General features: G+C 42.6%; 18 protein-coding genes. 1 reads left to right on the plus strand and 17 read right to left on the minus strand.

The window, feature by feature from the left end:
* Nucleotides 1-104: 104 nt before the first annotated feature.
* The 6 genes from hemL to hemA are packed head-to-tail and all read right to left on the minus strand — an operon-like array spanning nt 105 to nt 6363.
* Nucleotides 105-1397, minus strand: a complete 1293-nt coding sequence (gene hemL / locus MHH41_RS12480) for a glutamate-1-semialdehyde 2,1-aminomutase (protein WP_003216796.1) — start codon at nt 1395-1397, stop codon at nt 105-107.
* A gap of 27 nt (nt 1398-1424) precedes the next feature.
* A complete protein-coding gene (hemB, locus tag MHH41_RS12485) occupies nt 1425-2396 on the minus strand; it encodes a porphobilinogen synthase (RefSeq protein WP_050943644.1) in 972 nt (323 codons plus the stop codon).
* Complete coding sequence (locus tag MHH41_RS12490) at nt 2393-3184, minus strand: uroporphyrinogen-III synthase (RefSeq protein ID WP_137054897.1); 792 nt, start codon at nt 3182-3184, stop codon at nt 2393-2395. The genes hemB and MHH41_RS12490 overlap by 4 nt, the downstream gene beginning before the upstream one ends.
* Nucleotides 3181-4116, minus strand: a complete 936-nt coding sequence (gene hemC, locus MHH41_RS12495) for a hydroxymethylbilane synthase (RefSeq protein ID WP_003216588.1) — start codon at nt 4114-4116, stop codon at nt 3181-3183. The genes MHH41_RS12490 and hemC overlap by 4 nt, the downstream gene beginning before the upstream one ends.
* A gap of 41 nt (nt 4117-4157) precedes the next feature.
* A complete protein-coding gene (locus MHH41_RS12500; protein ID WP_050943641.1) occupies nt 4158-4988 on the minus strand; it encodes a cytochrome c biogenesis protein in 831 nt (276 codons plus the stop codon).
* A 7-nt stretch (nt 4989-4995) separates the two neighbouring features.
* On the minus strand, nt 4996-6363 hold the full coding sequence (hemA, locus tag MHH41_RS12505) for a glutamyl-tRNA reductase (protein WP_106029071.1): 1368 nt from the start codon (nt 6361-6363) through the stop codon (nt 4996-4998).
* A 242-nt stretch (nt 6364-6605) separates the two neighbouring features.
* Between hemA and MHH41_RS12510 the strand changes: the two genes are divergently transcribed.
* Nucleotides 6606-7091 carry a hypothetical protein gene (locus tag MHH41_RS12510; protein ID WP_044139987.1) on the plus strand — a complete coding sequence of 162 codons (486 nt, stop codon included), beginning with the start codon at nt 6606-6608 and terminating at the stop codon, nt 7089-7091.
* A 43-nt stretch (nt 7092-7134) separates the two neighbouring features.
* Here the strand turns inward: MHH41_RS12510 and yihA are convergent, their stop codons facing one another.
* From yihA to ilvC, 11 genes are all read right to left on the minus strand, one after another.
* Nucleotides 7135-7722, minus strand: coding sequence for a ribosome biogenesis GTP-binding protein YihA/YsxC (gene yihA, locus MHH41_RS12515; RefSeq protein WP_003216344.1), 588 nt, complete (start codon nt 7720-7722; stop codon nt 7135-7137).
* Nucleotides 7719-10043, minus strand: a complete 2325-nt coding sequence (gene lon, locus MHH41_RS12520) for an endopeptidase La (RefSeq protein WP_003216539.1) — start codon at nt 10041-10043, stop codon at nt 7719-7721. Before lon ends, yihA begins: the two co-directional genes overlap by 4 nt.
* A gap of 171 nt (nt 10044-10214) precedes the next feature.
* A complete protein-coding gene (lonB, locus tag MHH41_RS12525) occupies nt 10215-11876 on the minus strand; it encodes an ATP-dependent protease LonB (RefSeq protein WP_003216675.1) in 1662 nt (553 codons plus the stop codon).
* Nucleotides 11877-12012: 136 nt separating this feature from the next.
* A complete protein-coding gene (gene clpX / locus MHH41_RS12530; protein ID WP_003216176.1) occupies nt 12013-13278 on the minus strand; it encodes an ATP-dependent protease ATP-binding subunit ClpX in 1266 nt (421 codons plus the stop codon).
* Nucleotides 13279-13529: 251 nt separating this feature from the next.
* Entirely contained in the window at nt 13530-14804 is a 1275-nt protein-coding gene (gene tig, locus MHH41_RS12535; protein ID WP_226803790.1) for a trigger factor, read from the minus strand.
* Between the two features lie 239 nt (nt 14805-15043).
* Nucleotides 15044-16051: a DNA damage checkpoint antagonist DdcA gene (ddcA, locus tag MHH41_RS12540; protein WP_050943638.1), complete on the minus strand. Its 1008-nt coding sequence runs from the start codon at nt 16049-16051 to the stop codon at nt 15044-15046.
* Between the two features lie 125 nt (nt 16052-16176).
* Complete coding sequence (gene leuD, locus MHH41_RS12545; protein WP_340866406.1) at nt 16177-16776, minus strand: 3-isopropylmalate dehydratase small subunit; 600 nt, start codon at nt 16774-16776, stop codon at nt 16177-16179.
* 13 nt (nt 16777-16789) lie between these two features.
* Nucleotides 16790-18205: a 3-isopropylmalate dehydratase large subunit gene (gene leuC, locus MHH41_RS12550; RefSeq protein WP_003216723.1), complete on the minus strand. Its 1416-nt coding sequence runs from the start codon at nt 18203-18205 to the stop codon at nt 16790-16792.
* 40 nt (nt 18206-18245) lie between these two features.
* Nucleotides 18246-19343, minus strand: coding sequence for a 3-isopropylmalate dehydrogenase (gene leuB / locus MHH41_RS12555; protein ID WP_003216515.1), 1098 nt, complete (start codon nt 19341-19343; stop codon nt 18246-18248).
* An 18-nt stretch (nt 19344-19361) separates the two neighbouring features.
* A complete protein-coding gene (locus MHH41_RS12560; protein WP_340866407.1) occupies nt 19362-20915 on the minus strand; it encodes a 2-isopropylmalate synthase in 1554 nt (517 codons plus the stop codon).
* Complete coding sequence (gene ilvC / locus MHH41_RS12565) at nt 20902-21930, minus strand: ketol-acid reductoisomerase (protein ID WP_340866408.1); 1029 nt, start codon at nt 21928-21930, stop codon at nt 20902-20904. The genes MHH41_RS12560 and ilvC overlap by 14 nt, the downstream gene beginning before the upstream one ends.
* Nucleotides 21931-21937: the final 7 nt, after the last annotated feature.

Below are 21937 nucleotides of genomic sequence, written 5' to 3' on the forward strand. Positions count from 1 at the left end.
AAAATAAAATTAGATGTCAATACAGATGTATGTGAGGGGCAGTGAAAATATGATTGGTTTTCAGCAACACAAAAAAGCCGATATGTCTCCATATCGGCTTTCGTTTATCGACGTAGTTTTTGAAATACTTTTTCCACAGTCTCAATCGTATATTCGATGTCTTCATCTGTGTGAGCTGTTGACAGGAATAGTCCTTCGAATTGAGAAGGGGGAAGGAAGATGCCGTGGTCGGCCATTTCCTTGTAAAATTCAGCAAATAAAGCGAGATCAGCTGTTTTGGCTTTGTCATAATTAACCACTTCTTCATTTGTAAAGAAGAATCCAATCATCGAACCCGCACGGTTAAACGTTAATGGAATTCCATGTGCTTTCGCCGCATTTGAAATGCCTTCTTCCAGCCGGTCTCCTTTTCGTCTAAACTCTTCATAAGACTCAGGTGTCAGCTGTTTTAAGGTTTCTAAGCCTGCTGTCATCGCAAGTGGGTTACCAGATAACGTTCCTGCTTGATAAATTGGACCGCTTGGCGCAATTTGTCTCATAATATCCGCTCTTCCGCCATAAGCGCCGACCGGAAGACCGCCTCCGATCACTTTACCAAGACACGTCAGATCAGGTGTGATGCCAAAGTAGCCTTGCGCGCAGTGATAATCCACACGGAAGCCGGTCATGACCTCATCAAAAATGAGTAAAGCTCCGTATTGCTCTGTGATGTCTCTCAGCCCTTGTAAGAAACCGTCTTGCGGAGGGACAACCCCCATATTTCCTGCAACCGGCTCGACAATGACACCTGCAATATCGTCTCCAAATTCCTGAAAGGCAACTTGAATGCTTTCTAAATCATTGTAGGGCACTGTGATCGTGTTGCTTGCAGTTCCTTCAGGTACCCCTGGGCTATCTGGAAGCCCTAGCGTTGCGACACCTGAACCTGCTTTAATGAGCAAAGAATCACCGTGGCCATGATAGCAGCCTTCAAATTTCACAATTTTATTTCTGCCTGTAAAGCCTCGAGCCAGACGAAGTGCACTCATGGTTGCCTCTGTACCAGAGCTGACCATACGAATGACTTCGATAGAAGGAACCCGCTCTGATACAAGCTTAGCTAATTCATTTTCAACTAATGTCGAAGCACCAAAGCTTGTCCCCTTTTCTGCCACTCGCTGAATGCTTTCAACCACACGGTCATTCGTATGACCTAAAATAAGCGGTCCCCACGATAAGACATAATCGATGTATTCATTTCCATCAATATCATAGATTTTGGCGCCTTTGCCTCGTTCCATAAAAATCGGATCTGTGTTCACTGATTTAAATGCACGTACAGGGCTGTTGACACCACCAGGCATTAAATGCTGCGCTTCTTCAAATGCTTGCTTTGATTTTTCATAGCTACGTCCCATTTCAACGTCCTCCTGTCTATCCGTTCTTTATTCTGAGAGCCATTTTGCTGCATCTTTTGCATGATACGTAATGATGAGTTCTGCTCCTGCACGTTTCATGCTTGTCAGCATTTCAAGAACAAGCTCTTTTTCAGAAATCCACCCATTTTGAGCAGCGGCTTTGACCATTGCATATTCTCCGCTCACATTGTAAGCAACAATAGGGAGTGTAAATTCATTTTTCACATCACGCATAATGTCTAAATAAGAAAGAGATGGTTTCACAATGAGGAAGTCAGCTCCCTCTTCTACGTCAGATTGCGCTTCTCTTAGTGCCTCTAAACGGTTTGCAGGGTCCATTTGGTATGTTTTACGATCTCCAAACTGCGGTGTGCTATGCGCCGCGTCACGAAACGGACCGTAAAACGCACTTGCATATTTCACAGCATATGACATGACAGGTACATGAATAAAGCCAGCTTCATCAAGCGCCTCACGAATGGCAATAACAAATCCATCCATCATATTAGAAGGAGCAATGATATCTGCACCTGCGCGCGCTTGGCTAACAGCAGTTTTCGCTAATAGCTGAAGAGATTCATCATTTAAAATTTCTCCATCTTCAACGATTCCGCAGTGTCCGTGATCTGTATATTGGCATAAGCAAGTGTCTGCAATGACCACAAGCTCTGGGAAATGCTTTTTGATCTCAAGCGTTGCTCTTTGAACAATGCCATGATCGTGATACGCTTCACTGCCCACATGGTCTTTATGATCTGGAACACCAAATACAATAATTGATTTGATGCCTAGGTCGACAAGCTCTTGGACTTCTTCTTTTACAAGGTCCACTGAAATGTGATAAACACCCGGCATTGAAGGGACTTCTTTTCGGACATTTTCTCCCTCTACAAAAAAGATCGGATAAATGAAATCAGATGGTCTTAAAAAGGTTTCTCTGACTAATTCTCTCATTCCTGCACTTGTCCGCAGTCTGCGGTGTCTGTTAAATTTCATCATTGGTTCAACTTCCTTTCAGATAAACGGCACATCAATTCAAGCATTCCGTCTATCGTATAAGTATCTGGGGTTTCAGAAGAAATCCCGTATTGAAGCAGCGCCTCTTTTGTCAGAGGACCGATCGTCACAAAACAGGTGTCAGAAGCAGCTAGCTTCGCTGCACCTGCCTCCATGGCATGCATAAATGAATGGACAGTGGATGAGCTCGTAAATGTAATAAAATCAAATGATTGCTTCGTCATTGCCGTTTTGAGAGCGGCAATTCCTTCCTCATCCTTGACCGTTTCATATAAAATCCATTCCTTTACTTCTATGCCAAGTGGAACAAGCGTTTTCTTCACGACATCTCGAGACAGGTGTCCTTTTGCTACAAACACACGCTCTCCCGGACGCACATGGTCAAGCAGCGCATCTGCGAGCTCTTCCGCTATGAATCGTTCTGGTACGACATCCACCTTCAAGCCGTGCTGCTCAAGATAGGCAGAGGTTTTCTCACCTACCGCAGCCACTTTCAAATGGGATAAACTCTTATGTAAATGATGGTCTTCTATGTAGCTCAGAAAAAAAGACGCCCCATTTACACTCGTGAAAACAAGCCATTGGCTATTTTCTAAGTCCTTTAAAAAGGCCTGCGCTTTTTCATTTGTGAGCGTAGGCTCAAACCGAATAAGAGAGGTTAAAACAGCATGGCCGTTCAGCTCTTCAATCTTCTGCTGAAACACACCCGCTTGACGTTCATTTCGAGTGACAAGCACCGTCTGTCCGTGAAGCGATTGGCCTATGGTCATTGGGAGGACAGATCCTTTTTCACCTTGTCGATTAAATCCTTTGCTCCCTTATCAGCCATCTGCTTCGCACATGCTGTTCCAATTGCCTCAGGGTCAGAGCCTGATACAGTTTCTCGAATAATCGTGTGTCCGTCAGCAGATGCCACAAGACCCGTCAGTTCAATTTCATCGCGCTCATTTATCGTTGCATAGCCAGCGATCGGTACCTGACAGCTGCCATCCATTTGTTTGAGGAAGGCTCGTTCAGCGAGAACCGTTTTCTTTGTGTATTCATTCGTAAATTGAGCGAGGAGCTGCAATAGCTCTTCATCATCTCCGCGGCACTCAATTGACAAAGCGCCTTGGCCAACTGCGGGCAGGCAAGTCTCAGGAGATAAAAATTCAGACACGACCTCTTTGCTCCAGCCCATTCTGGACAGACCGGCAGCCGCTAGAATAATGGCATCATATTCTTCATTTTTCAGCTTTTCCAATCGTGTATCAATGTTTCCTCGAATCCATTTAATGTTCAGATCTGGTCTTTCCTGAAGAAGCTGGGCACTGCGCCGTAAGCTGCTCGTTCCCACAATAGCACCCTTCGGCAGCTCGTGAAGACGCAGATGATCCTTCGATATAAGAGCGTCCCTTACATCTTCACGCTCAGGAATACAGCCAATGACTAATCCTTCAGGAAGAGCAGCCGGCATATCCTTCATACTGTGAACGGCCATATCGATGTCGTGATTTAGCATCGCCTGTTCAATTTCTTTGACAAACAGTCCTTTTCCGCCAACCTTTGATAAGGTCACATCTAAAATTTGATCACCCTTTGTCACAATCTCTTTTATTTCAAAAGAATAAGAAGGGTTTAGTTCAGACAGCTTTTGAATGACCCATTTTGTTTGTGTAATTGCAAGCTTACTTCTTCTAGAACCTACTTTAATTGTACGCAATTCGTCTTCCTCCCGACAATGCCCTTAAGACTCATCATTATTTATTGAAACCAATGAAAGGTTGATAAGCTACCAAGCAGAAAATAATTGATCATCAGCACAAGGAATGAACCGACATTCCACAGTGCCACGACTTTGCCCTGCATATTTCTCACCAATCTGATATATAAGTAAACACCATATAAAAACAGCATAATAAACGAACCAAGCACCTTTGTATCTGTCCAGTACAACGTATCATACGAAATATATGCCCAAATGATGCCAAGAATCAAACTAAGTAAGAGCATCGGCACGCCAATAATGTTTAATACGTATGCCATATGATCAAGCTTCGATAAATCTTCAATTCTTAGAAGCCATTTTCCCCATTTTTTCTTTTTCAGCAAACGATATTGAAAGAGATAGAGAAGAGAGAAAGCAAATGAAAGTGAAAAGGCACCGTATGATAGAATCGCCATCGTAATATGGATCACTAGCAATTCACTCGTCAGCTTCCCCGTTAGTTCTGCTGAGTGGAGATCCGATGGTGTAAAGGTGTGAATCGCCATCAAGGAAAAACCGATGACATTTGTAAAAAAGACGATAAATTCAACACGCAGTACTTTTGTGAGAACAAGTGAAAGTGTCACAAGCACCCACGTATAAAAATATAACCCCTCTGCTACATTCAACACAGGGAATCGGTCTGTTTCCATCATAATATAGAACATGTAGACTGTTTGCAGCAGCCAGACAATAGAAAGCAACCAGAAAGCCATTTTTCCAGCCTTCCGGTTGTGTTGAAGAAAATCTATGAAATAGAACAAGACACTTAGTGCATAGATCAAGGTCGTCGCTTCGCCTAGTCTCGCTACAATGGATTCCATCATCGCTTAATCACTCACTGGCAACTGTAGCAAGGCCTTGTGCCATATTTGGTTTAAACAGCTGAAATGACCCTTGCTCCACCTGCATCGGCTCCGCCTTTTGCTCTTCATCTTCAACCTGTAAATCAAAGATTTCTTTGAAGAGTAAAAGTTTTTCCTCTGCATTCGGCTCCGCGGCAATTTCTTTTGCCTTTAAGATAGGATCTTTCAGCATTTGATTGATAATGCTTTTCGTATGTTTATTTAATAGCTTCATTTCACGGTGTGTGAGATTCGGAAGCTTTCGCTCAATACTCTGCATCGTATCCGCTTGAATCGTCAGCGCCTTTTCTCTAAGTGCAGAAATGACAGGAACCACACCAAGCGTATTCAGCCATTGCTTAAATTCCACAATTTCTGCTTCAATGAGGAGCTCAACCTGCTCAGCCACCGCACGGCGTTCTTTTAAGTTAGCTGCCACGATGCCCTCAAGGTCATCAATGTCATACAAAAAAGCACCTTCTACTTCAGAAATGGCTGGATCTAAATCACGGGGCACAGCAATATCCACCATAAATAGAGGTCTGCCTTTCCGCTTTTTATTCGCACTTTCGACCATTTCTTTTGTAATGACAAATTGTTTCGCACCAGTGGAGCTAATTAAAATGTCCGCTTCGGATAATGTTTTTTCCAATTGGTTTAAGCTTTTAGGCTCTCCTGAAAAACGGCCCGCCAATTCTTTTGCTTTCTCATACGTTCGATTGATAACCGTTACTTGACCAATCCCTTGACCTTGAAGGTTTTGAGCCGCTAGTTCGCCCATTTTACCCGCACCAAGAATCAGGACATGTTTATCAGAAAGACGTCCAAAGATTTTTTTCGCAAGCTCGACAGCTGCATAGCTGACAGACACGGCATTAGACGCAATGTCTGTTTCCGCATGAGACCGTTTTGCAACGGTGACCGCCTGTTTGAATAAATAATTGAAAACGGTACCAATGGTCTTCTCCTCTTGAGCTACTTTAAAGCTAGAGCGCACTTGACCAAGTATTTGTGTTTCGCCAATCACCATGGAATCAAGTCCACAGGCCACACGGAATAAATGCTCGACCGCTCCATCATTTTCATAGAACTTCAAATACGGCGAGACATCTTCCTTTTCTAAACCGAACCAATCAGCTAAAAATCTTTTTATATAAAACCGTCCAGTATGAAGCTGATCTACCACTGCGTAGATCTCTGTTCGATTACATGTTGAGATGACGATATTCTCTAGAATGCTTTTTTCTTCTTTAAGCTTGGACATCGCTGTTCCGAGCTCGCTCGGTTCAAAGCTCAGCTGTTCCCGTATCTCAACAGGGGCTGTTTTATAATCTAAACCCACAACAAGAATATGCATAACTTCAGCTTGCACCCCCAACGCCCTGTCTAATTTATAATAATTACAATATAGAATTTATTATTTATAGTGATTATAACATATATTCATTTTTAACTGGATGAAAATTGTGAACAGATTTCAAAAATGTTGTGATATAGTAGAAAAATGTTCGACACCCATTATGCCATATCATCACTTCAAGCAATTTACCAGATTTGGCGCGTGCGGACAAATGATCTGCTTAAAAGAAGGTGACATCTTTGAAGAAGAAATCCATTTTGCTACCGCTCACTTTGCTGGCTGTAGCGCTATATGCCATTCTCTCAGGAGGTCAATTTGACATTTGGAAGGATCAAGAGAAATGGTATACACTCGTACTGCTTTTTGGCCTTGCTTTCTTATATCAAGGAAAGAAGGAGCAAGAAAGCGCTCATGTGTTTATCGGTATGCTGATGACGGGCCTTTCGCTACACTTTATTCTTCAGCCAAAATTGGACTACTGGCCAGACACATTTACGATGATCGTATTCATCGTTGGACTTGCTCTTTTTGTGAAATCATCTCAGAAAAAAGAATATCGTATTGAAAGTGTTGTTCTCATTGCACTCGGTCTGTTCCTTTATTTCTTTCAGCAAATTACAAAGCAGCTAAGTTCCCTTTCGATCCCTACTTCCGGTTTTGAATTGTACTGGCCTTATGTACTGATTGCTGTCAGTCTCCTCTTATTATTTTTAAAAAGGAAATAACTTATACAATAAAAAGGCATCTGCTCATGACAGATGCCTTTTTTTAGTTATTAATCTTCGCAAGGATGGCATTCCAGGCTTCGTCTTTTCCCTTTTTTGTTTCAGAAGAGAATAGGACTAGTTCATCTGATGGGGCAATGTCGAGTGTCTGTTTAACAACTTTCGCATGTTTTTCCCATTTGCCTTTTGGAATTTTGTCCGCCTTTGTTGCGATGACGATCACAGGAACGCCGTAATATTTCAGGAATTCATACATGTTCACATCATCTACTGATGGCTTATGACGCAGGTCCACAATTTGGACAACTGCTTTTAATTCTTCACGCATTGTAATATACGTTTCGATCATTCTACCCCAGGCTTCACGCTCTGTCTTTGATACTTTAGCAAAGCCGTAACCTGGAACGTCCACAAAATGGAGCATATCATTAATAATGTAGAAATTAAGCGTTTGAGTCTTACCTGGTTTAGAAGACGTACGTGCTAAATTTTTACGATTAATCAATGAGTTGATGAACGAGGACTTCCCAACATTTGATCGTCCAGCAAGAGCGATTTCAGGCAGTCCCCCGCTTGGGTACTGCTCTGGTTTTACCGCACTAATGACGATATCTGATTTTGTTACTTTCATCTTCCCTCTCCTACCAACGCTTTCTCAAGCACTTCATCTAAATGCGAGACCGGAATAAAGGTTAGTCCTTCTCTCACACTTTCAGGAATATCATCAATATCCTTCTCATTGTCCTTTGGAAGAATAATGGTTTTCAGTCCTGCACGATGTGCGCCTAATGCTTTTTCTTTTAGTCCGCCAATTGGAAGCACTCTTCCTCTTAACGTGATCTCTCCTGTCATACCAACCTCTTTTGACACAGGTCGTCCTGTGAGGGCTGATACAAGAGCCGTCGCAATGGTGATACCAGCTGATGGCCCGTCCTTTGGAACCGCACCCTCTGGAACATGGATATGAATATCATGCTTTTCATTAAAATTAGGATCAATGTTCAGTTCATCTGCTTTCGAACGAATATAACTGAATGCCGCCTGTGCAGATTCTCTCATGACATCACCAAGCTTACCTGTTAACAACAGCTTGCCTTTACCCGGAGAAAGTGATACCTCAATCGACAAGGTGTCTCCGCCAACAGTGGTATACGCAAGTCCTGTGACAACCCCCACTTGGTCTGTCGTTTCAGCCTGACCATAACGGTAAAGTCTTTTTCCGAGAAATTCAGATAAGTTCTTTTCCGTCACTGTGATGCGTTTGCGGTCTTCAGCCACAATCGCTCTTGCTGCTTTACGGCATATCGCCGCAAGCTGACGCTCTAATCCACGAACACCCGCTTCTCTTGTGTAATAGCGAATCGTATCATAAATCGCTGCTTCACGGAGCTGCAAGTTCCCTTTCTTTAATCCGTGCTCCTTTAGCTGCTTCGGCAGAAGGTGATCTTTCACAATTTCTGCTTTTTCAACCTCTGTATACCCTGCAATCGTGATAATCTCCATTCTATCACGAAGTGGACCTGGAATGGTTGCTAAATTGTTGGCAGTGGCAATAAATAGCACCTGAGACAAATCAAATGTTTCTTCAATATAGTGATCGCTGAAGTTATGATTTTGCTCTGGATCTAAGACTTCGAGCATCGCAGAAGATGGATCGCCTCTAAAATCAGAGGACATTTTATCAATTTCATCTAAAAGGAAGACCGGATTCATCGTTCCTGCCTTGCTCATTCCGCGAATGATACGGCCTGGCATCGCACCTACATACGTTCTTCTATGTCCACGAATCTCAGACTCATCACGCACACCGCCAAGGGAGATACGGATAAACTTTCGGTCAAGTGATTTGGCAATGGATTTGGCAAGTGACGTTTTCCCTACGCCAGGAGGTCCTGCTAAGCAAAGAATCGGTCCTTTTAATGAATTGGTCAGCTTCTGTACAGCAAGATATTCAAGCACTCGTTCTTTGACCTTTTCCAGCCCGTGATGCTCATCATCTAAAATTTCACTTGCAAGCTTTAAATCGAGGCGATCTTCTGTATAGATGCCCCACGGGAGGCCGATCAGCCAATCAATATAATTTCGAATCACAGAGCTCTCAGCAGAGCTTGAAGGAATTTTTTCATAACGATTCAATTCTTTTAGCGCCGTTTCACGAACAGAATCCGGCATGCTCGACTCTTCGATTTTAGACATTAAAGAACTGACTTCGCCCGTTTTCCCTTCTTTGTCTCCAAGCTCTTTTTGAATGGCTTTCATTTGTTCACGTAAATAATATTCTTTTTGCGTTCGTTCCATTGAACGTTTCACGCGCTGCCCAATTTTCTTTTCAATCTCGAGCACTTCTTTTTCATTGTGAATTAAGCTGATGACCCGGTTCAGCCGTTTTTTGACATCTACTGTTTCCAGTACTTCTTGTTTGTCCTTTAATTTAAGCGGCAGGTGAGAAGCAACGATATCTGCCATTCTCCCCGGTTCTTCAATGTCCGTCACTGTTGCATATGTTTCAGCTGAGATTTTTTTTGAAATTTTTATGTATTGATCAAAGTGATCTAACAATGTACGCATGAGGGCTTCTGCTTCTGCGTCCTTTAATTCTTCTTCTGTCAATTCTTTAATGTCGACGGACGTATAGTCCTCCAGCTCGACATATGATTCGATCTGTGCTCGATTTAAGCCTTCAACGAGTACACGAATCGTTCCATTTGGCAGCTTCAGCATTTGTTTAATTTTTGTGTAGGTGCCGACTTTGAAAATTTCCTCTTCACCTGGTTCATCTATTGAAATTTCCCGCTGTGTAGCTAGAAAAATCATATGATCGTTCATCATCGCCTGTTCTAATGCTTGAACAGACTTTTCGCGTCCAACGTCCAAATGCAAGACCATTGTTGGATAAACAAGCAAACCTCGCAATGGAAGGAGCGGAACATTCTTTTTGATTTCATCTGCCATGTTGATTGACACCTCCGTCACTAGTATGAATCATTATAATATACCTGTTTCAGTCTTGTACAATGTAAAAGACTTGAGAAATGTTGATCTTACCGTAGTATACCCTTTCTTTTTATCTTGAAAAAGAAAAAAAGATCTATTTCACTAAAAAATCCCCATATGTGATGGGGATTAAACAGATTTTCTTTTCATTTCTTCTTCTAGTCCATCTTTCTTCTCGTCTGGCGGGTTAACCAAACACTGATCCAGCACTTCTTGGAAGTGCTTCACAGGCACAATGGTGACCCCTTCAATCTCTTTTAAGATCGACTGCTGGTTGTCATAAGGAATAATGACGGTTGTGGCACCAGCCTGCTTCGCTGCCTTTATCTTCGGTATCACACCACCGATCGGCTTCACCTGACCTTGCAATCCGATTTCACCCGTCATGGCTGTCAAATGATCAATCGGAATTTGATGTATGGCTGAGAAGATTGCGGTCGCCATGGCAATTCCAGCAGACGGTCCATCAATAGGGGCACCGCCTGGAAAATTAATATGGATGTCATATTCATTTGTCCGAATGCCTAAATTTCGAAGTACCGTTAATACATTTTCAACTGACCCTTTGGCCATACTTTTTCGTCTAATGGATTTCGATTGATTGCCAATGCTTTCTTCTTCTGCAATCCCTGTAATGTTGATACTACCTTTTTCAAGCGCCTTACAGATGTTCACTTCAATCTCAAGCAAGGCACCGCTGTTTGGTCCATAAACAGCCAATCCATTGACTACCCCCACTTTTGGCTTTTCCGGTACTTTTTGTTCATATCTTGGTGTCAGCTGGCTCGAATGAATAACCCATTCTACATCTTCGATCGTGATGTCTTTTCGATTTTCCGTGACCGCCATGCCAGCGGCAATCTGCACCATGTTGACGGCTTCACGTCCATTTTTCACATAGGAGGTTAACAGGTTCAGCCCTTCATCACTTAATTCCTTTTGAATTTTTTGGACAGCCTTGGCAGCGACGATTTTCAGTTCATGCTGGTCAAGGTCTTTAAAGAAAATTTCGAGACATCTTGACCGGATCGCTGGTGGAATTTCGTCAGGTGTTCTTGTCGTGGCACCTATCAATCGAAAATCGGCCGGAAGTCCATTTTGGAAAATATCATGAATGTGATTCGGGATTTGGGTATTTTCTTCACTGTAGTAGGCACTGTCTAAAAAGACTTTCCGATCTTCCAGCACTTTGAGCATTTTGTTCATTTGGATCGGATGCAGTTCGCCAATTTCATCGATAAACAGAACCCCGCCATGAGCATGTGTGACGGCTCCTTGTTTTGGCTGCGGAATGCCTGCCTGTCCCATTGCTCCAGCCCCTTGGTAAATTGGGTCATGCACGGAACCAATAAGCGGATCTGCAATGCCTCGTTCATCGAATCTCGCGGTTGTGGCATCGAGCTCTACAAAGACCGCATCTTTTTTAAAAGGAGAATCAGCGTGACGCTTCGCTTCTTCCATCACAAGACGGGCAGCGGCTGTTTTACCGACTCCCGGTGGTCCGTAGACGATGACATGCTGTGGGTTCGGCCCGCATAGTGCCGCTTTTAGTGCACGAATGCCGTCTTCCTGCCCTACAATATCCTGAAACCCCTTTGGCCGGACTCTCTCTGATAAAGGTTCACTCAGCTTGATTGACCGCATCTTTCTGAGTGCCTCCATTTCTTTCTTTGACTCTTTGTCTATCGTCACCTTTTGTGTGCGCTGATTTCGCAGTAAGTTCCAAAAGTACAGCCCGATGACGATACCAAAGAACAGTTGTATGAATAAAACGATTCCTGTCCAGCTCAATCGGTGCTCCCTCCTTCATCTATCGTATGTATTGGTTTCTGTCTGCTAGTATTTCCTAGAGCTGGACGGAATAAACACAACTTCCACGATAAATAAAAAACTCCTGAATCAAAAGGATTCAGGAGTGAGACTACTCTTATGCAGATGTTTTCGTATCTTTATTAACGACTGTGCCGTCCTTTAACACAAGACGCGGCGACACGCCATCAGCAACTGTTGCACCAGTGATGACACATTTTTCAATATCATCACGTGATGGAAGGTCAAACATCACATCAAGCATGATGCCTTCAATGATTGAACGTAGACCACGAGCTCCTGTTTTACGCTCAATTGCTTTTTTCGCAATTTCGCTAAGAGCATCTTCTTCAAATTCTAGCTCTACATCATCAAGCTCAAGCATTTTTGTATACTGCTTAACGAGTGCATTTTTAGGCTTCGTCAAGATCTCTACAAGTGCTTTTTCATCTAACGGCTCTAGGCTTGCAATAACCGGCAAGCGGCCGATGAATTCTGGGATTAAACCGAAGCGAAGCAAGTCTTCTGGGAGTACTTTTGATAAAAGAACTTCTTTTTCAAGATCTTCGATTTTATTTTCCGCACCGAATCCAATGACTTTTTGACCTAAGCGGCGTTTGATGATTTGCTCAATGCCGTCAAAGGCTCCACCACAAATAAAGAGGATATTTGTTGTATCGATTTGAATGAATTCTTGATGAGGATGCTTACGTCCACCTTGAGGCGGTACACTAGCGACAGTTCCTTCAAGAATTTTCAATAGTGCTTGCTGAACACCTTCCCCAGATACATCACGAGTGATAGAAGGGTTTTCTGATTTTCTTGCTACTTTATCGATTTCATCAATGTAGATAATACCTTTTTCTGCTTTTTCTACATCATAATCGGCTGCTTGGATCAGCTTTAGTAAAATATTCTCTACGTCTTCACCAACATAACCTGCTTCAGTTAAAGATGTTGCATCTGCAATCGCAAATGGCACATTTAAAATACGAGCAAGCGTTTGAGCAAGTAATGTTTTACCGCTTCCTGTTGGCCCAATCATAGAGATATTACTTTTCGAAAGCTCAACATCATCAATCTTGCTGTTGGAATTGATCCGTTTGTAGTGATTATAAACCGCTACAGCTAAGGATTTCTTCGCATTTTCTTGGCCGATGACATATTCATCAAGAATCTCCCGAATTTCATGAGGCTTCGGAACATCCTTGAATTCAACTTCTTCCTCAGTGCCGAGCTCTTCTTCAACTATTTCCGTGCAAAGCTCGATACATTCATCACATATATATACGCCAGGTCCTGCGACCAGTTTACGCACTTGATCTTGCGTTTTTCCGCAAAACGAGCATTTTAATTGACCTTTTTCCTCGTTGAATTTAAACATTCTTTCACCCCTTATTCTTCTTCACTTGCCTGTAGCTAACAGTCAGCTACCTTTCTGGGTCCAGTATGTATGCATTTTACCATACTTTCCTAAAAGACGGTAATGATGTGTTTCTAACACTGCACATCGAGATATGTATAACAGAAAGATGCGACTTACACTATCGTTTCCAAAAGAAGCGATGATAAGTCAAAAATTGTACAAAACAAGGCACGAGTCACTCGCGCCCTGTTTTATTATTATGCACCATATTAACGGTTTTCTACAAGAAAATCAATTGCTTTACGAACTTTTAGATCTTCTTTCATTGCGTCAGTAGATCCGATCGCTTGTTTAATATTTTCAATTGGCATGTTGTATGCTTCAGCCATTTTTGAAAGCTCTTCTTCTACTTCTTCATCAGACACTTGTACGTTTTCTGCAGCAGCAATTGCTTCAAGTGTTAGGTTAGATTTTACGCGTTTAGCAGCATCTTCTTTCATTTGCTCTTTCAGCGCATTTTCATCTTGTCCTGAGAATTGGAAGTAAAGCTCAAGGTTCATTCCTTGCATTTGAAGGCGTTGTTCGAATTCTTTCATCATACGGTCTAGCTCTGTGTCAACCATCGCTTGTGGGATGTCAACTTCCGCATTTTCAGAAGCTTTCTCAACTAGCTCTTCACGAAGTTTACCTTCTGCTTCGTTTTCTTTCGCTTCTTCAAGACGTTTCTTTGTTTTTTCAGTTAGTTCAGCAAGAGTTTCTACTTCTTCATCAACATCTTTCGCGAACTCATCGTCAAGTGCTGGAAGTTCTTTTGCTTTGATTTCGTGAATTTTCACTTTGAATACAGCTGGTTTACCTGCAAGGTCTTCAGCATGGTATTCTTCTGGGAAAGTGACTTCTACGTCTTTTTCAGCTCCAGTTTCAAGACCAACTAACTGCTCTTCAAAACCAGGGATGAATGAATTAGAACCTACTTCAAGAGAGTAGTTCTCAGCTTTTCCGCCTTCGAATGCTTCTCCATCAACGAATCCTTCGAAATCAAGAACAACTGTATCGCCGTTTTCGATTGCGCCTTCTTCTTTGACAACAAGCTCAGCTTGACGGTTTTGCATGCCTTTTAACTCTTCTTGTACATCTTCATCAGTGACAGTAGCGTCGTCTTTTTCTACGTTAAGACCTTTGTAGTCACCAAGTTTCACTTCAGGCTTCACTGTTACTTTTGCAGTGAAGATTAAGCTTTCGCCTTTTTCGATTTTCTCAACATCGATTTCAGGGCGGTCAACTGGCTCGATACCAGCTTCGTCGATTGCTTTTGGATACTCAACTGGAAGAAGAATATCTAATGCATCTTGATAAAGAGATTCTACACCAAAACGCTGTTCGAAAAGACCACGTGGTACTTTCCCTTTACGGAATCCAGGGATCGATACTTGCTTAACAACTTTCTTAAACGCATCATCAAGTGCTTTGTTAAATGTTTCAGCATCAACTTCTACCGTTAAGATGCCTTCGTTACCTTCTTGTTTTTCCCATTTTACTGACATGTGTGTTTCCCTCCAAAAATCTATTCAGATTGTGCGTTGTTACATTCTAAAGCATCATAAAGACTTCGTCCAATTAAAAACCACGCACGCCGCTAAAGAAGCGGTATTATGTATACAACATTTGACTTGATTATACATATCGTCTTTCAACCATTGGAATCGACAACTGCACGATATATGCACAAATACAACCATTATATTATAACATAACAAGTCCGTCTTTCAACTAAATCGACAAATTACAAATAAGAAATTTCTTCAATATCTTTCAGCATTGTGCAAGCTTCTCTCAGCTCTCGTTCATCAAATTCATACAATAGATGCAATTCTTCGAGGTCAATCTCGATCCCATGCATTTCATAGCCGACTTTATGAAGTGCTGCTGCCCAAAGATTCGGATCTGTGTATTTAGGAAGAAATGGATATAGTACAAATAAGTGCCGGCGCCATAACTCTTCCACGCCTTGGTAAAGGGTTGGGTTCTCGTTGCCGAGTGTGTCATCGAGCTTTCGAAGGACTTGCTGAAGCAGCGGCATTTGCTCTGGTTTAACAGCCTCAGAAGGAACAAGCGTTAAAGAATCACCGAACTTCGTCACATGAACCGGCTTTGCCACATCATGATCTGACAGAAGCTGCAGAATCAATGATTTGACCAAAGGGTTTCCATCAGGCTTTTGTAGGATCGTATTTAATAGACCCATGTGCGGCGTGATGTTTCGGTCTTTCAGCGAATGGATGAACTGCACCTGCTCCTCTGGACGCTCGAGCAGATCATCTATATTGATTTCACTGCCGTCCTCTTCATCTTCATCTAAAATCTGTTCAGGCGATTCGATCATTTTTCTACTAAATTCGAGCAGCTTGTAAAAATGCTCCGCGCTTTCTGCTGGAAGGTGGTTTTCCTCAAGTACTGCTTCAATTGTCTGCTTCACTTCTTCATATTCTTTCAGCTGAATTAAGATTGTCATATACACTTGAAGCACGGTGAAGTAATGACCATATCCTTCATGCAGCATCTTTTCACACACACGCTTTGCATCCTGCAGCTCGCCCAGCTCCAGAAAACAAATCGCCATACCGAGATGAATATCGGATTCTTCATCGTCATCATAAGATTTTGCTTCTGAAAACAAGTGAAGTGCCTCTTGATACTGTTTATCTTTTAATGCTGCCATTCCTTTTTCAATCAGTCTTTCTTTCAGACCAGGAAACAAAATGACATTATCTTTCTTCTTGTCATGTTTCATGCTTACGTTCCTTTCGGGCGCATATTTTTTATCAGTTTACCAACGAAGGTTAGTAAACACAAGTAACGAGAGGTTTTCATGCAAAAAAGAAGCCGTCACACCTCGGGCGGACGGCTTCTTTTTGTTTACGCACGCAGCCAGCTGCTGCGCTTATCTTCAAATGCTTGAATGTCATCTTCTAGTAGTAAAGTTAATGAGATCTCATCATAGCCATTCAGGAGCATTTCTCTCCAGTGAGAATCCACATCAAAAGGAGTGATATTCCCTTCGTGATCTTCTATTTGCTGTTTTTCAAGATCAACCGTCATCTCATACCCTTTGTTCTCATATGACGCAGCGAATGTTTTCCACACATCATAATCAAGACGAATCGGAAGCATCCCATTTTTAAAACAGTTTTGGTGAAAAATATCTGCGAATGATGGTGCGATGACAATTTTGAAACCATAATCATCAAGTGCCCAAGGAGCATGTTCCCTTGATGATCCGCAGCCAAAGTTTTCTCCTGCGATCAAAATGGATGAACCTTCATAAATCGGCTGATTCAGTTCGAAATCAGGATTTGGGCTGCCATCGGCTAAATACCGCCAGTCGAAAAAGGCAAACCGGCCATATCCTGTTCGTTCAATTCTTTTCAAAAATTGCTTCGGAATAATTTGATCTGTATCTACGTTGATACGGTTAAGCACAGCGGCTTTTCCTTTGTGTGTGACTAAAGGCTCCATCTATGACAACTCCTTACACGACTGTTTTCTCTTGATTAAACTTCCTGACATCGACAAATCGGCCATGTATTGCAGCCATTGCGGCCATTGCCGGGCTGACAAGATGCGTTCTCGCACCTTTTCCTTGACGACCCTCAAAGTTACGGTTTGATGTGGATGCGCAGCGTTCGCCTTCTGGTACCACATCGTTATTCATGCTTAGACACATACTGCAGCCAGATTCTCTCCATTCAAATCCTGCTTCAAGGAAGATTTCATGAAGACCTTCTTCTTCTGCTTGCAATTTGACGCTTTGAGAGCCAGGCACGACAATCGCTCTGACATGATCAGCTACCTTTTGTCCTTCTATCATAGAAGCTGCTTGGCGTAAATCAGTCATTCTTGAGTTCGTACATGAGCCAATAAACACATGCTCAATCGTAATATCTTCAATACGCTGATGCGGATGAACCCCCATGTATTCGTACGCACGAATCGCTTCTTTTTGGTCATCCTCTTGCGCAAAATCATCAGGTCCTGGGATGGATGCATCTACAGGCAGCACCATTCCTGGGTTAATTCCCCATGTGACCATTGGTGAAATCTCATTCCCATCTAAAACAATCGTTTTATCATAGGTTGCACCCGGATCTGTTTTAAGTTCTTCCCATTCTTTAATCGCTGCTTCGAAGTCTTCTCCCTGCGGTGCATACTTGCGGCCACGGCAATATTCAAAGGTGACTTCATCAGGTGCAATCAACCCTGCTCTTGCGCCTGCTTCAATCGACATATTACAAACGGTCATACGTTCATCCATCGTCATGTTTCTAAATACTTCCCCAGTGTATTCAATGACATAACCTGATCCGAACTTCACGCCATGCGCACCAATGACTGCTAAAATGACATCTTTGGCCGTTACCCCTTTTTGCAGCTTTCCGTCTACTCTAATTTCTAATGTTTTCGGACGCTGCTGCCAAAGTGTTTGTGTGGATAGTACATGTTCAACCTCACTTGTACCGATGCCAAAAGCAAGTGCGCCAAATGCGCCATGAGTGGATGTATGACTATCTCCGCAAACGATTGTTTTTCCCGGAAGTGTCAAACCAAGCTCTGGTCCAACGACATGGACGATTCCTTGGTCTACACTGTGAAGGTCAGCTAGACGGACACCAAATTCAGCACAGTTGCGCTCTAGAGCACTCACTTGTTTTTTAGCAACCTCATCTTTGATCACAAATCGATTCACAGTCGGGATGTTGTGATCCATCGTCGCAAACGTATTTTGAGGTCTTCTCACCTTGCGCCCTTTTTGTCTTAATCCTTCAAACGCTTGAGGCGATGTCACTTCATGCACCAAGTGCAGATCAATATATAAAAGGTCTGGTTTCCCCTCGCCGCTTTTGACAACGTGCTGATCCCATATTTTTTCGATGATTGTTCGAGGCATAACCCTTTTCCTCCCTCTACCTAATTCCACAAGATTCTATTTATACAATTGTTTTCGCGCGCTGCTTGAGTGCATCTACAACTGCATGAGTGATGTCTTCAGTTGTTTGATACGTTCCCTCTTTTGCCGATAAATCCTTTGTTCTTTTGCCAGAGGCAAGAACAGCTTCCACAGCTTCTTCTATGGCAGCCGCTTCATCTTCTAATGCAAAGGATGTTCTAAGCAAGCTTGCTGCCGACAAAATAGTTGCCAGAGGGTTTGCGACGTTTTGCCCCGCAATATCGGGTGCTGATCCATGAATCGGCTCATATAAATGAAGGCCGGTGCTTGATAGACTAGCAGATGGCAGCATACCGAGTGATCCAGTAATCATTGAAGCCTCGTCACTTAAGATGTCACCAAACATATTCTCTGTCACAATGACATCAAATTGTGCAGGCTTATAAATCAGCTGCATGGCGGCATTATCAACGAGCATGTGCTCAAATTCAACGTCTGGATATTGAGAAGCCACTTCTTCTACCGCATCCCGCCATAGTTTACTAGAAGCCAGAACATTCGCTTTATCCACAGACGTTACTTTTTTCCGTCTCGTTAACGCCATGTCGAATGCTTCTTTTAGTACACGGACAATCTCTTCCTTTGTATAAAGAAGCGTATCAACCGCAGCTTCTTTTCCTTCTTCATCTGTATAGCGCTCGCTTGGTTCACCAAAATAGAGACCGCCTGTTAATTCACGAACGATGACAAAATCGACTCCGTTAATGTGATCCTGTTTTAACGGTGACGCCTCGCTTAAGCTATCGAACACTTTGACAGGACGAATATTAGCAAATAAGTCCAATTGTTTGCGGATGGCGAGCAAGCCTTTTTCCGGACGAAGCTCTGGTGGGTTTTGATCCCATTTCGGTCCGCCGACTGCTCCTAATAAAATCGCATCCGCGCTCTTGCAGACATCAACCGTTTCTTTTGGGAGCGGATTGTTTTTTTCATCTATTGCGATACCACCAATGAGCGCCGTTTCGAATTCGAATTCGTGCCTAAATTGAGCCGCTGTCTCTTTGAGGACAGCGACCGCTGATGTCACAACTTCCGGTCCGATTCCATCGCCGGGCAAAAGTGCAATTTTCTTTTTCATGAGGACCTACCTCCTTTCCTATGAGATCGCGTGATGTTTCTCAATTTCAATGAGATTTGATTTAAAGATTAAATGCCTGTTTACTGCATTGACGTAGGCTTTCGCCGATGCTTCCAGCACATCTTGCGCTACACCGCGTCCAGCTGTTTCTTTTCCTTCTATTGAAACATTCACATATACTTCCGCTAGTGCATCTCTGCCTTTTCCATTTGATTGAATACGGTAGTCTAGCAAATGAATTCTTTCCTCCATACAGCGCTCCAGTGTGTTGTACACAGCTTCTACACTGCCTGCGCCTGTAGCTGCTTCTTGAATAACTTCTTGCGTTTCTTGATTTTTCAGAGAGACCGTTGCTGTCGGCATCTGTTCTGTTCCATAATGCACTTGAAGACTTTCAAATTCGTAGCCAATTTTTCGGTCTGCTACTTTTTCTTCCAATATAATAGAAATCAAATCATCATCTGTAATTTCTTTTTTCTTCTCCGTCAAATTCTTGAAGGTTTCGAAGAACTTATTGATTTCTTCTTCTGTTAGTTTAAAACCTAACGTTTTCATGCGGTCTTTAAACGCATGTCTTCCGGAGTGTTTCCCAAGGACAAGTACATCTGTTGTCACACCGACAAGCTCTGGAGATATGATTTCATAGGTTGTTTTTTCTTTGAGGAAACCATCTTGGTGAATACCTGATTCATGTGCAAAAGCGTTGTTACCAACGACAGCTTTATTGCGCGGTACAATCATTCCTGAGTATTTGCTCACTACATCACTTGTACGCTTAATTTCATTCAATTGAATCGTTGATTCGACCTGGTAGAAGTCTTTTCGAATATGAAGAGCGACTGCAATTTCTTCTAAAGCGGCATTTCCTGCACGTTCTCCAATTCCGTTAACAGCCGTTTCAATTTGATTTGCTCCATTTTCAATGGCTGCAAGTGAGTTTGCTACAGCCATCCCTAGATCATCATGACAGTGAGCAGACAAGTTGACGCGGTCGATATTTGGAACGTGTTCCTTCATATATTTAAAGATATTGCCATACTCTTTTGGCGCTAAGTATCCAACTGTATCTGGCAAGTTAATGACACTCGCTCCAGCGTCAATGACCTTCTCTACAATTTCTGCTAAGAAAGCAAGATCTGTACGACATGCATCTTCTGCTGACCACTGGACAACTGGAAAACGTTCCTTCGCGTATTTCACCATGGAGACAGCCTGTTCTACGACCTCTTCACGTGTTTTCTTTAGTTTATGCTCCAAGTGAATATCAGAAGTAGCGATAAAGATATGAATTCTTGGTCCCACTCCATCTTTTAACGCTTCCCATGCAGCATCAATGTCACCTTTTACACATCTCGCAAGACCAGCAACTGAACAATTTTTGATCGTTCTAGCAATTTCTTGTACGCCTAAGAAATCCCCTCGGGATGAAGCGGGAAAACCCGCTTCAATGATATTAACCCCAAGGCGCTCAAGCTGCTTTGCAATGATTAGCTTTTCTTGTGCATTTAAGTTCACTCCTGGTGATTGCTCTCCATCTCGAAGTGTTGTGTCAAAAAAATTAATTTTCCGCACCGATGCTCACCGCTTCCTTTTTCTTTCCTTGTTTGACGAAAGGCATCATTTCACGAAGCTTTCTTCCGACGATTTCAATTTGGTGCTCATTTTCATTAGCATTGATCGCATTGAAACGTGGACGATTCACTTGGTTTTCAACAATCCATTCTTTTGCAAATGTTCCGTTTTGGATATCAGTCAAGACGGCTTTCATCGATTCTTTTACGTTTGCATCCACAACGCGTGGTCCTGATACGAAGTCACCCCATTGTGCTGTATCAGAGATTGAATATCTCATGCCTTCTAATCCTTCTTCGTACATAAGGTCAACGATCAGTTTCAGTTCATGTAGACACTCGAAGTATGCAAGCTCTGGCTGATAACCAGCTTCTGTTAATGTTTCAAATCCTGCTTTTACTAGTGAAGTAAGACCCCCGCAAAGGACTGCTTGCTCACCGAATAGATCCGTTTCCGTTTCTTCTTTAAATGTTGTTTCAAGAACGCCCGCTCTTGCTCCACCAATTGCTTTTGCATAAGCAAGTGCTTTATCTTTCGCTTGACCAGATACATCTTGATAGATGGCAAATAGTGCAGGTACACCAGCGCCTTGCTCATATGTTCTTCTCACAAGATGTCCTGGACCTTTTGGAGCCACAAGATACACATCTACGTCACTTGGAGGAACGATTTGATGGAAATGAACGTTGAATCCGTGTGCGAATACAAGTGAGTTGCCTGCTTCTAATTGATCTTTGATTTCTTCGTCATATACTTTCTTTTGCTGCTCATCTGGAAGTAGTACCATGACGATGTCTGCTTGTGCTGCCGCTTCTTTTACTGTGAATACTTGATGGCCGTCTTCTTGTGCTTTTGTATAAGATCCGCCTTTTCTCACGCCGACGATGACATCTACGCCGCTTTCTTTTAAGTTCAATGCATGTGCATGACCTTGTGATCCATATCCAATGATGGCAACCTTTTGACCATTTAATACGTTTTCTTGAATATCACCGTTATAATATACTTTTACCATTTGACTC

It is taken from the genome of Bacillus sp. FSL K6-1145, assembly GCF_038003425.1.
GTDB lineage: Bacteria > Bacillota > Bacilli > Bacillales > Bacillaceae > Bacillus > Bacillus pumilus.